This is a genomic window from Priestia sp. FSL H7-0729, assembly GCF_038005685.1.
GTDB lineage: Bacteria > Bacillota > Bacilli > Paenibacillales > Paenibacillaceae > Paenibacillus.
In genome coordinates, this window is record NZ_JBBOTQ010000004.1 from 420,563 (window position 1) to 433,587 (window position 13,025).

The window sequence follows — 13,025 nt, forward strand, 5'->3', positions numbered from 1 at the left end:
TATGATTCCAATTTCGGATGAGGTTATGAATGTGCTGTCCCAGCGTCTGAAGCTGGGGGAAGGAGCGCTTCCCAATATCCGTGTCGAAGTAGATCGGCTGGCCTTTATTCCGGGACGGACAGAAGAGTTCAGGCATATCGTAACCGAGCAGATACCCATCATTAGTACAGAATCCGTTTGGGTGGATGAGTCGAGTAATGGTACATATAATGGTTCGACTCAAGCGAATGCTCAGGAGATTTATTTTCCTGTCAAGGGTAAAACATTTTTCACGATTAAAGTTACAGATAATTTTGGTTCAGCCAGAGATGGCGGTTCTCGAAGTCATCGAGGCATTGATTTGTGGGATGAGATTGGAACGCCGATTTTGGCTGCATGGGCCGGAAAGGTTGTTCAAATTTCCTATAGTAAAACAAAGGGTGCTGGTAATGCCGTAAATATAAGACATGCAAACGGTGTAATCACCAAGTATTTTCATTTGAAAGAGATACTCTGTTCGGTGGATGATGAAGTAGCTCAGGGGGCTGTCATTGGAACGCTAGGCAATACGGGTGGCGTATATACCGGTGGGCATAAGGTGTCCGCGGCTGAACGTGCGGCGGGGAAGGGACGACATCTACATTTTGAGATCTGGGAAGGAGTCAATCCAACAACGAGAACAGGAGAAGGCGGTAAGGCAGTTAATCCTGAATTGTATTTCAAGGGCCAGCGCAAGTTGCATGGAAATGCCACAACAACATTTACTGATGTAAAGCCGGTTCAGGTCGAGGGATATCCCGGAGAGATCAAACTGAATGAGAAGTTCGACAAGCGAAACTGGCATGAGAAAGACGTTTATACGACCGGATTGAAATTTTCGGATTATGCCAAGATTGAATCGGGCTGGACTATGTTTGATTCAGGAGGCAAGTTGCTGTATACGTTTGAAGGCAAAGCCGCCGTAGCTGAATTCGAGATTAACGTGACGAAACTGAGTATGCCGACGCAAGGGCTGCTTAGTATTGGAATGGGGACTAATTTCAGTGATGCGGAAGGGGATTCTTTCGCTGTGGTGATTGATGGTAAGACGTATGCCTATGTCAATAAGTTTAACGGGGCATATGATCTGACCAAACTGACGGAATTGAATAATATTGTGATCCCTGCAAAAGCCAAGAGTATCAAGATTAAGGTGACGTATGGGGGCAAACAAAACTCCACTGTCCCAACCGGGTCTGTTCCTGCTTCAAGTAAGAAGTATAAAAAATTCGCCATTGATTATATTCGCATCCAAGAGTTGTTGCCTGCTCCGTTGAAGAATCAAAAGAGTGAAGAAGGGCTCGATCCATCTAAAGGATATTATCAAACGAACAGCTACACAGATTTTATCAATAATAGAAGGGTCGAAACGGATGTTATCCAGGTCGGGTCTTTTGTCTATATGGACACACAGGTTCTTCCCAATATCATTAGTGCCGAAATCGATGATCAGTTTGATTCTGAAGCCCGGGAAGCACGGCTGACGATCTCCAATCCAAGAGGATTCTTCTCCCCCGATTATAATCCTGCTCATTTTCCTGAGCTTGGGGGTGTACCGTCTCCATGGTCTTATTTCGCAAACGGATTCCATATCGGGGTTCTGAGTGAAAACACACCGATACGCATATACATGGGATATGGTCAGCACATGATGCGGGTATTTACGGGGCTTATTGACAAGGTGGACATCAATGGCGAGGGCTCCACGCTAGAGATTACAGCCCGAGATATGTATAAGCGTATTATCGAGAAGGTCATTTCCGAGAAAAAAGCCTATCCAGAAGTAGATGAGATTGATAATGTACCAGATCCGGTACCGCCTGCAGCAGTTGGCACGGACCGGACCTCAACCATTATTCAAGCTGCACAGGCCCAAGCTGCGGCGTATGGTGTACCTGATCACAAGTTTTTGCTTGCGATATGCAGGCATGAGACCGTTCTCGGAACACAAGGTAAGGGTAAAGATGAGAACGGCAGCTTTATTCTTGGATACGGCTGTCCTAGTGAGGGACCGTGTACTGAGAAGTACGGAGGTATTCAGGAGCAAATGAAGCGCGGAGCAGAACGGATGTCCAAGGCACTGGCTTCCAGAGGGAAAAAAGTGACTTCCAAGGCGGATGTACTTTATTTCCATAATGGTGGAGACATTGCCCCCATGACCTGGAGTCAGGATCGGGAGAATTGGGTGGACAAGGTATGGACCTATTATCAGGAGATGCTCGCAGACCCGGCAAGCTGGACCATTATAGCAACCTCCACTCCCGCAGTTACACCAATACCCGCTCAGCCTGTAGAATTTGAAAAGCCGGCCTGGGTCAAATCAACCGTTGTACTAGATCTGGTTAAACATGCAGGTATGGTGGGTTGGAGGGCAACCAGTGAGGATCGCTCTTATCCTGATTACGTGATTGACGAGACCTATCTGATTGAAGTGAATCAGAAGACGGGCAGGGTCATTGTCCCCGTACCGGGTCAGGAAGGTGAGTTTGAAGTCAAGGATGCGAGCACTGTGCTGACACCGAACGGATGGCTTAATCCATTTATCGAGGAATATGGCAGGACGTTTGAGCAATGGTCCACCAAAGTTACAGAAGCTGTGCAGGAGATAATCTCGGAGATACCGTATCGAAGCTACTGTGACCGTTATGGTACATACCGACTGGAACGTTTGAATTATGACAAACCTGTCGTGGCAGAGTTTTCCGAGAATGACAATCTGATCTCCATTACCAAATCCACGGATTGGTCCAGAGGAAGAAGTCACATCGTTGTTATCGATTCGAATGCTAGTCAGAGCAGTTTCGTGGACAAGGAGATTTTGCTCGAACTCAAAGGAGAAATCCGAACCATGGTGCTGGCCGTTCCTTGGGCGAAGACGGTTGAAGCTAAAAGACAGGTGGCAGAGCGAGCTTTTTTTGATATGAAACGCATGTGCCGTACGCTTCAGGTATCCATTCCTGCGAATCCTGCGCTTGATCTGCTCGACAACGTTATTGTGACAGATAAAACGACCACCACTCGGGCTGTATATACGATTAAAAGTATTAAAACCAGTTATTCGGTCGACCGTGGCATGTTACAGGTCATTGATATGATGTGGGCAAGAAAGGGAGTGATGGTGTAATGGCCGGCATTGTGAATGAAAATATTGTATTTCCCGTGCTGGATCTAATCCACCGGGAGCTTCGCAAATATAGCAGTATCTCCAATTCGAATGTTTCTCCTCTTGAAGGTGAGCCTTCCGTTACATTATATCGGGAGCATATGCAGGACCCGGACAGAGTGACAGGGGCAGACCTCTTGTATGAATCGGCATGGAAGGTTTCAATCTGGATGAAGTTTGGCTCAGAGGATGAGGAAGACTTTCCTTCCGGGGTGGGCTACTCCCACCCGGATTATGATTATTACAAGTATTTCAGGCTAACGCAGGTGACAGCCCGTACATATGATGCATCTGGAGAGTCCATGTTCACTTACAATATTGCTCTAAATTATGATGACGAAGGACGCTTAACTGGAACGAGCGTAAGTCGTATATAACATGTAGGAGGTGGTTCCATGGCATTTAATGTATCTTACATCGCGGGTGGCGTCATCGACAAAGTGCGCGAGCTGCCGTACCCACACTTCAGTAAAAAGACGATCCCTTTCATTCGGGGACAGATGTTGGACATTCCGGCGGCGAAGACTACCAAGTCGGATACGTTCACCTTGGCGTATGACACAGAGTTTCTGAGCATTGCGTTTGCTGCGAGTCACTACTGTGTCGGCGATTACTGGGAGCTGACGATCGGGACTGAAAAGGTGTGCCGCACCATTTATGCGAAGGAACTTCCCGAGTCGGTTTCCATGGGTAACAGTTTCGGAATTGTCTACCCGATTCCGGCTGGAACGACTATCACGTTTGACTTTTTTAACGCGGTGGCTGAAGCCAAGTCGGTCTGGTACAACATCAAATTTTTGAGATAAGGAGGGTGACGATGGCACTGCAAAAACCGCAGACGAACTTTGCCGCTTATATTGACGGAGAGTCGGAAGCACAAAAATTGATCAACACGCTGGCCGATGAAATTGTAGGTGCTGATATTCCTAAAGTAGAGGGCGGGATTGACGCCAATCGCTGGGAGAAGGTCTATGAATCTGATGGAGCTAAATGGGTAACTTACAGTAAAAATTATCACAAAGGCATTATTGGAATGTACACCCATTCTGATGGGAATCAGTACGAAGTTTACAAAATTCCCGATTGGACCGAGGCAAAAAGTCATACTGGAAATTCTGCGCTGGATAAGAGTGGGTGTCTATGGGAAGTAAGTCAAACTTACTTTGATGAGGTGCTGGAAGGCAAGACAGGACCTTCTCCATCTAATGTTGGGACCACTTTCGGTAACTATAAGACAGGGCGTAAGATTCAGGTCGTGCAGTTTAGTTATCAGGATACTCAGACTAATGAAACAAAGTATGTTGATATTCCTGGTTGTTTGGTAACCGTTGTTGTAGATAATTCAGTTCCGGATGGGTACAGAGCATATCTGGTACGACAGGTAATTGGAAACCTGGATGGCACAACAAAACTATCGAATGAATGGAATCAATTTGAGATTGTGACAGAGATGCCTACCGACTGGGCATATGCACTTAAACTAGCACCTAAAGGGAAATATCAATACAATCTATCTAGAAAAGTCAACCAGTATGAGTACTCTCCTTATTGGAACTGGGCTAGTATTGTTGATAGTTTTTATGAACCTGTAAAGCAAATTTACAAGTTTGATGAACTATTCTACACAGCTGATGTACTGAACAATGTAACAGCTCAGACCGTAGTGAAAGCAACGCCTACAGTTCCCACAGGAATTCAAGTTCGTGATTATTATGTCATGCTTGAGCAGCCAGCTCATGACTGGAATTACATTAACATCTACTATGGAGAAGGCTTCGAGGGGAAAGTTGCTCAAGGAAGCCAGCGCGAAACGTATGATGGGATCTGTGATCCTGAAACCATAACGATTGGGAAGGCACCTACAGTCATTGACCAATTGAAGGCACATTATATGTATTTGACATGGAATGATTCTTTAGCCATTAAACCTTTCATCCCACCGTCCACGAAGTGGAAGTTGGACTATGATGGCAAGACAGAGATCGTAAGCCCGGCAGCTCGCTTTTTCCACGGCAGACATTCTACAACATCATGGTTGCCTAACAAAAAACGCAGACCGGATTACCTGGTAGCTTACACTTTGTCGGTAAATAATGATCGAGTAGTTCTTGTTCTGGAAGGTGATCCTTCACCGAATATTCATAGCTATTACCGCAGTTTTGGATACATAGGCAAGATCGTTCCGTTCAATGATTACGACCATGGAGGAAACTTTGGTGTCACCGTTGGCATGGGTGATCTGCGAACAGATATGACAGGTTATACGAAAAATGATATTCTCACGGATCTTAATCCGGATATCTATGCCAAATACGGTGAGTACACTTCAAATGGTATGGACTCCATGTCCATGTTGAAGACACGCAGTAATGTTTTGTTCCAGCGGTATTACCCGGCATTTATTTCACATCTTCCGAACTATCCTTCTGTGGGTAAACTTCCCCCGGGTCTTTCGAAATTGATTGTAGATGCAGATGGGTTCCAGAAATCCCTCTGGACAGGAAAGTATCATGCTAGTCCAATCTACCTCGTGCATCAGGCAGAAGGATATCGGGGTTATATGGACGGTGTAGTTGCGATATACGACCATAACTTGGTCAATCGCGATGAATTAATCGTAGACACAGAAATTCTGAAAGATCCTTCCAAACCTGCATTGGGTACGTGGACTGAGGTTTACAAGTTTTTCAGTATCAAGAGTCCGTTGAATCTATTCAAGCATTCCCCATCACCAGATGTAATTACGATTGCATTTTTGAAAGAGATAAAATAAGGAGGATTACATAATGGCAAATTTTAAATATGTAGAAACAATCACCACTTCACAGGACGTGTTGACAAAACTGAAAGAGGAAGTTACAGGGTTTAAGAGTTTCCCATTTGAATCTACTGCAGGCGAGTCTCAGGAACAAAATCTGTGGGAAGTATTTTACGAAGAAAAGGATAGTAGTGACCGTATTCAGGAACTTATTCTTCGCGGGATCATGACGATTGGAACACAAGCAACTCCGATTACGAAACATTTCTATGTAAGTTTCATTAATCATGCTCTGGTACCACGCGTCGTTGCACCAGTTCCAGCCTATGAGGAGCATAGTACGTTGACTGTTCAGTTGCTTGAAGGATTCGAAGGCAGCGAACCAACTACACTACCAGTTACCACTCGCCCTACATTCAAGCTGACAGGGCATCCGGTACTCTACCAATGGGCACTGGAAAACTACACGCCAACGGATCGGAATAAAGAAAAACCGGTGTACATGTATGTGAATGTCATGAACAATCGTTTGGCGATGGTTCTCGTTGCTGACCCAGCAGTAAACTTCCTTGATTACAAAAAATCCTTCCTGTATGCAGGTGCATTGAAACCGTTCAAATACAACCTGAATGATGTAGACGGAAACGTAATGTTGACAGCCGGAGCAGTAATCGAAGAACCGGATATCTCTCAGATTGCCACAACAGGAACATACTACTACGGTCAATATACCTCTGCAGGTAATAACACACTTCAGATGTTGAAAACCAAATCGGGTATTGAATTCCAGCAGCACTATCCTTCCTTTATCACGCAAGCTCCACCGAAAGGTAAAGCTTATCAAGATCCAGAATTGGGGGATACGGGTTTGGAATTGGAGCCTCAAGGCTTCCAGGCATCCAAATGGACATCCAAATATCACTTGTCTCCGATCTACGTGGTTCACCCTTACGAGGGCTACCGCGGTCAATTCGATAACTGCATCGCGGTTACGAAGCATAATATCCTTCATCTGGATGAGTTAATTATTGATGTGGAAGGCAAGTCTTGGGACCAAGAGGTGTATCGTTACTTTGATACTGATACGGCACAGAATTTTATGAATCTGTCTGCTAACCAACGCATGGGTGTGGCTATTCTGAAGGAAGTCCGTTATACAGCGTAAGTTAAACTGAATCAAAGCTGAGTCGTATAGATTCAGTGAGAGGGAACTTTCTGAGACTCCACTCAGGGGTTCCCTTTTTTTAGTTGGAAGGGGGCAGTGACGTGAATCAAGTAGTCAACAAGTTTGATTTCACCGTTATAGATTACACGACAACTCAGTACGGTTACCTGTTTACAGTCGGAACTACAGGAAGCAGGCCTGAGGATTATCGATTTATATATATGCCTTACAGCCGGTATCCAAGTGTCCTGATGCTTGATTTCTACATGGCAAGATCGATCTCACATGGATTTAATCATCAACTAGTGGAAGCGATTCGCAAGGATCTGGAAGGAGAAGAACGATTTATTGTCCTGAGTGATGCTAAACAGGATAAAGAAGGACTTTTGCACAGTTCCATGGAAGGATCGAGCTCAGCTACCAAGCAAGGCGATGTCATGGAATTTTCGTTCGAAATGGAGCGATCTGCGTTAATTGAAGCTTTGGAGATGGATCATCAAGACGAAGGCCGCAGGCCCGGAGGATTAAAGGATTCATTCACTCATGAAGATATGTCAGAGGGCTGGCGCGTAGATAACGATAAAGAGTTAAAGATTGTCCGTAATTTGGGTCTAACTCGTAACTTTGTGAAGAACTTGGATAAGCTGGAGCCTGGAAAAATCAGTTTCAGGGTTAGTGAATTTGGGATGATTGCGGATTATGCAGATAGTGCAGAGCAAGATAGCAGTTCTGAACTGGTGATTAAGCAATTGATAAACTCTGTTCGAAACGATAAACCGGATATGGATGTGGCAGAGGTTTTCGAGAAAGTGGAGAAGATCATTGGACGCCGGACAAAAAAAGATTTTTTGTTAGAAGCCATTCAGGACCACTTCAGAAGTACAGAACTGGAGAGGAGTCTTCAGTCCCGGAAGGTTAGCAAACAAGATGTGGGAATTCTATATCGGGATCTGCTAGGTTTACGTGATGGTCACAAAGAAACATTTGCCGAACAAGCTGCCATGATGGGGAAAAGGGTAGAGGATCATCAGCAATTATCCATCTTATCGGATATGTCGACTGCTTATATTCGTCGATTTCAGGAAATTAAGTACATGCAATTTGATCGGACATTGCCTTTAGCTCAAAGAATTTCTAACACATCACAATTGACACTCATGCAAACACTAGGGACAGCTATGCGAGCAACAACGTTTGGTGGAACGACTACAGGCACAATTGTTCAAGCAATCAGAGACATCGAAGAGAATATGTTTCTTTCACAACTGAATCATGCTACGAGGGTTATTAAGAATGAAATGACAACTCACGAGAATGTACTTGCCAAACTGAAGGATCGTCAGTACCCGACTGTTCTACATACCGAAATGAGAAGTACGCGAGAAGTCGACAAGCAACTTTACTTTCATGATGATCTAATTCAAAGCAGCCGTGACCAACATCGTAATGCGTTAGTCTTTCGTGCAAGTGATACCCTATGGCATCCGCTCCAAGCTCACAGAATAATAGACAAACATCCGGCAACTACAGTATCTGGTATCATTTTGGCATCTAGAGATATAGGAACTATTACGGATGTGGAACGACAGTTTCCTTGGGCTGTTCGGGATCAAGCGGAAGATATGAACGTCATGGGTGATCTGACTACGGGACAAAGAGTTTATTTGGAGAAAATGTATATTGAGCATGAGCGTCCTAAGGCACGACGAATTTATGTGGTTCATAGTGAGGTGGACCGTCATGCGGAACAGGCTTATCGTGAAAGTATGGAGCACGGTTTTGTTTTCAGAGATTTGCAGGAGAGCAGAAGGATCAGTAAGGTCTCTGGGTATGTGGAGAGAGAAAGTAGGCTGGGCAAACGAGTGACTGTAGAGGCTCTTGAAGTACTTAACAAGCACTCACTTGGTGAAAGGGAAAACAAATTAGACAGCTATATAGAGAATAACTTCCATACTGCAAAAGCAGAGAAAAAGAATTTGTACATCCCGAACAGCGAAGAAGGTTCAGAAAGAAAAGCATCCTTTGAAAGTTATACGGCTGGTTCAACAACTGCAGAAAGAGCGTTGGCCCATGATTTGTGGTTACCTGAGTCTGAGGACCATTTGGCTGACAAAAAATTATTACGTTCTACCATGCTCGAAAAGTTAAATTCGTATGGAAAGAACGACGAACAGAAGCATGTACATCTGACAGAGAAACCACTTGTATTACATAGAGATCGTAAAAAGTTACATCTGGAAACGACCCTGCAATCCATCCGAGATCGTAGTCGACCGACCATGATTCGGGATGAGCTTTTGGACAAATTGGTTGGTGGAGGATGGTTGGGGAATAAAGCCTACCCTGGACATCTTGACGAGGAATTTATTGTTGGGGAGATCTTGGAGGACAGTCCGGCAGTCATCCTGGAAATGATGATGGAAGCTGTGAATCATGCAGACGCTTCGTTTTATTTTGATGAACCGTTTTTGGCTGGGGTTAGAGAGCGGGTAGATGCGTTAATCGATTGTGGGATCTTAACAGCTGACAAAGAAGGAACCAGATCAGGCATCATTTCCTTTAATTTCGAAGGTGCGAAGGAATCTCAGCTTGGGTATATAGGGACGGAACTCGCAGAAGCATCCAAAGAGTTGAGCATGACAGTACTTGAAGATGAATCTAGATCGGCTGAACTGAACAGACGTAATTCGACTCTAGAGACAGACGTTTTCGAGGGAGTGAAAGTAAAGGAAGATCAGCATGGCGAAATTACGGAAGTCATTTACGGTGCAGATTTTAATGCAAGACCGGCTATTATTGAGTTTGAAGATTCATTAGGTTACCTGAATTCTGGAGGGGGATTATTCCCGGATGACCCAGCATATGAAGGAAGTCAAGTTGAACGCAGAGGACAAGCCTTTGATGAGTACGGCATAGGCGCAAAATACAAACGGGACGGAATGGTTCTTGACCATGATGTTGTGAGTTCCAACATGAATCGTGAGAGCGTAATTCATACAGAATTTAATATGGGCGGGGTTTCCCGCGAACGTTATGGAATGATTGATGATGAATACACCATGGGTGGTACAAACTTGCGCCAGATGCTTCTGAACAGCGAATATGCTATTGGAACGTCAAAGACTCGTGAGGGATACTCGTATGATCAACAACCTATGGCTACTAATCCAACAAAAGAAGGTTTAATCAGTGGTGAGTACTCTATAGGCACAGCCAGGATTAGACAGTTGTATTTGAATGAGAGTTATTCGATTGGCATGATTGAACCACGTCAGGCAGCTACTGATATCGATTACTCACTGGCGACTATGGAATGGAGATCAGCACTGCTCAGCGACGATTATTCCATAAGCAGCGTGAAATATCGAAATGGAGTAGCTGAGATTGGATATACGCTTGGTTCTATGTGGGCAAGAGAAAGTGCGATGAATATTGAGTTTAACGCAGGGATGCGGCAAGCTTGGGAATCCACTTTGATAAATAATGCTTCTGAAGCGATTAGGGTAGATCGATATGGATCGGTTCAAGATGAGATATCCTTTGCCACTACTGTAATGAAATCTGCGAAGCTTGACGATATGCTGACGGCTCATTCCATCATGCGCAAAGGACAATTGAACGTTGAAATCATTTCGGATAACATGAACAGATTATCCCTCATGTTTGAAGATAACCATTTTACAAGAATCGTGAAAGAGGCATCAGTCCACGAGATTGAGAGTGAAGTTGTCAAGTTACGCTTGAGTGAATTGCATGGTGAGGGTTGGTACGGTGGTAAAGGGTTCAGAGATACCAACTTGGTTGAACTGATCTATGATTCGATAAAGAGTAAAAAGGATTCGGCACTGGATTATGATGTGATTCTTGCCTATAAGCATACTCATGATGTTTACCTTCATGAGACAACTGATAGCATTATTGAAAAGATTGCTAATCTTAAAGAACAACTTATAGCGGATAAACCGCAATATGGTTACATGGACCTCACGCTACCACTAGGCGGTACAAATCTGAAATATGCAGATGTTCCAGTGGAATCCGTGGGTGGGACGGGGCTCAGTTATGGAGATATACCTGTAGAGATTGTTGGCGGAACGAATCTGAAATACGGTGATGTTCCGGTTGAGATTGTTGGTGGAACAAACTTGAAGTATGGAACAACAGAGATTGTACTCTCAGCGGACAAACCCCAGTACGGCAATATGGAAGAGAATCTGCTCGCCGACAAACCGCAATATGGATATTTGGAAGAGAACATGTACGGTCTGAAAAATGCCAAAGATTCCACTAATGATGAGCAAATTCATGCGCTTAAAAACGGTAAAGAAGCTGATTTGATCCAAACGCTTGAGTTAAATAAAAAGGATCGATCAGCATTCTTGCATGAAAACCTTTTTGGAGGAAAAGCTGAGAGATGGGCTCATACCCATGAGACGATCAATGATGTAGTGAAGCTGCGAAATGGATCGTTGGATCAGGACATGTTCTACGGAAACAAGGAATTTAATGAATCCATTTTGGACATGGAACTGGTTGGCTTCCAATATAAACAGCTAGACCTGATCCTAAGCGAATATGCTTACCTTAAAACGAGAGACGTTCATATTGAAGATAACTCGTTCATGAGCTCCAGAAGTTCTTATGATGCGTATAACCATCAATTGGATGCTGGAATGAACTTGTTAAGAAGCACGACTCTGGATTGGGAGCAATTCGCAGCGGGGAAAATGGATCGATATGGTCATTCACATGAAATGGAAAGTGGCGTTGGGGGTGAGCGAGCCGGTGAGCATTTCGATGGGATATACGGGACCACACTCCAGAGGTTTGCATTCTCAGGTGACGAGTTAAGTTACGGAAATAGTCTACCATACACAAGCTACGTTGATAATGACGGCCAGAGCTTTGGCAGTAAGCTATTAGACCCGGGTTATCTTAGTGAAGATGATATTAAAGGGATAACAGAGGAACGTGAATCCAGCATAGAAAGAGAGTTGCCGACAGGTATAGCAAACGCCAGATTGTCTGAAATTGAGGATCCTGATTCTCTCATGGCTTCATTTGAAGAACGCTGTTCTCAAGTCATCACAGGTTTTATTTTCGCTGAAAGACCTGAGAAAAGAGCAGAGTATCTGGAACAGTTGCATGCGTTCCTTCCCGAGAGAACAGCTCATCTTATGGAAATGTATCACGAAGCCAAGATGGAACCGCGTGAGAGTTTCACACTGAATGATCACCCGGTGGCTAAACGGGAATCCGCTGATGCTTACATTCCAATGATGGACACCATGGCGCAGGGTCTCATATTCGATTATTCGGAAGATCTGCTGGATCGAGGAATGGATCCTGAGGACTGGGAAGGCGGGTTGGGTGTGCCGGAGGACTACGATCCGAATGATCCGTTTAATGTCTACTATCCGTATTCAAAGGATATGGATGCGCTGGAATTATCACAGTCAGATGATTGGACTAAATTCGGTCAAGGCGATTGGGATCGGGATCAATTGCTTGGAAAGTTTTATTCTAAGGAAGATACGAAGGACATCAGTGGATGGTATCGCAATAATTTCCTGGCTGAGACGTATAAGTTCTCCATTGATTTTAAGGTAGATACAAGTACGGATGGGGATGGCGCAGGAATTATTTTCAAATACTTTGATGAACATAATTATTGGATGTTTATGGTTCATGGAGGAGACAGCGATAACAGTCTGGATATGAGAACGCCGATGCAGCTATATAAAATCGTTGCTGGCAATCCAACTGCAGTGGGTTCTCCGATGCAACCTTTCAAGTGGGAGAAGGATAAATGGTATACATTGTCCGTGTCTGTCATGAAAAATAAACTCCAGATCTACACAGATTCGAAATTGCAATATGATCTGACGGGCACCGATTAACTCGGTGCTCTTTTTATCGTA

Annotated in this window: 6 protein-coding genes; all 6 read left to right on the forward strand. The window is 44.3% G+C overall.

What is annotated here, in order from left to right; all coding sequences use genetic code 11:
* Position 1: 1 nt before the first annotated feature.
* The 6 genes from MHH93_RS13090 (at position 2) to MHH93_RS13115 (ending at position 13,004) form a co-directional block, all read left to right on the forward strand.
* Positions 2–3,142 carry a M23 family metallopeptidase gene (locus MHH93_RS13090; RefSeq protein ID WP_500054354.1) on the forward strand — a complete coding sequence of 1,047 codons (3,141 nt, stop codon included), beginning with the start codon at positions 2–4 and terminating at the stop codon, positions 3,140–3,142.
* The gene (locus tag MHH93_RS13095; RefSeq protein WP_500054355.1) at positions 3,142–3,558 is read left to right on the forward strand and encodes a hypothetical protein; all 417 of its coding nucleotides are present in this window, start codon (positions 3,142–3,144) and stop codon (positions 3,556–3,558) included. The genes MHH93_RS13090 and MHH93_RS13095 overlap by 1 nt, the downstream gene beginning before the upstream one ends.
* Positions 3,559–3,576: 18 nt before the next feature.
* Positions 3,577–3,987, forward strand: a complete 411-nt coding sequence (locus MHH93_RS13100; RefSeq protein ID WP_076331348.1) for a DUF8551 domain-containing protein — start codon at positions 3,577–3,579, stop codon at positions 3,985–3,987.
* Between the two features lie 11 nt (positions 3,988–3,998).
* A complete protein-coding gene (locus MHH93_RS13105) occupies positions 3,999–5,954 on the forward strand; it encodes a hypothetical protein (protein WP_500054356.1) in 1,956 nt (651 codons plus the stop codon).
* A 13-nt stretch (positions 5,955–5,967) separates the two neighbouring features.
* On the forward strand, positions 5,968–7,104 hold the full coding sequence (locus tag MHH93_RS13110) for a hypothetical protein (protein ID WP_076328285.1): 1,137 nt from the start codon (positions 5,968–5,970) through the stop codon (positions 7,102–7,104).
* A gap of 101 nt (positions 7,105–7,205) precedes the next feature.
* The gene (locus tag MHH93_RS13115; protein ID WP_500054357.1) at positions 7,206–13,004 is read left to right on the forward strand and encodes a hypothetical protein; all 5,799 of its coding nucleotides are present in this window, start codon (positions 7,206–7,208) and stop codon (positions 13,002–13,004) included.
* The last annotated feature ends 21 nt before the right edge of the window (positions 13,005–13,025 follow it).

Bases quoted from the DNA above. Each gene is read 5' to 3' on its own strand.
- MHH93_RS13090 (WP_500054354.1), top strand. From the start codon at position 2: ATGATTCCAATTTCGGATGAGGTTATGAATGTGCTGTCCCAGCGTCTG.
- MHH93_RS13105 (WP_500054356.1), top strand. From the start codon at position 3,999: ATGGCACTGCAAAAACCGCAGACGAACTTTGCCGCTTATATTGACGGA.
- MHH93_RS13100 (WP_076331348.1), top strand. From the start codon at position 3,577: ATGGCATTTAATGTATCTTACATCGCGGGTGGCGTCATCGACAAAGTG.
- MHH93_RS13110 (WP_076328285.1), top strand. From the start codon at position 5,968: ATGGCAAATTTTAAATATGTAGAAACAATCACCACTTCACAGGACGTG.
- MHH93_RS13095 (WP_500054355.1), top strand. From the start codon at position 3,142: ATGGCCGGCATTGTGAATGAAAATATTGTATTTCCCGTGCTGGATCTA.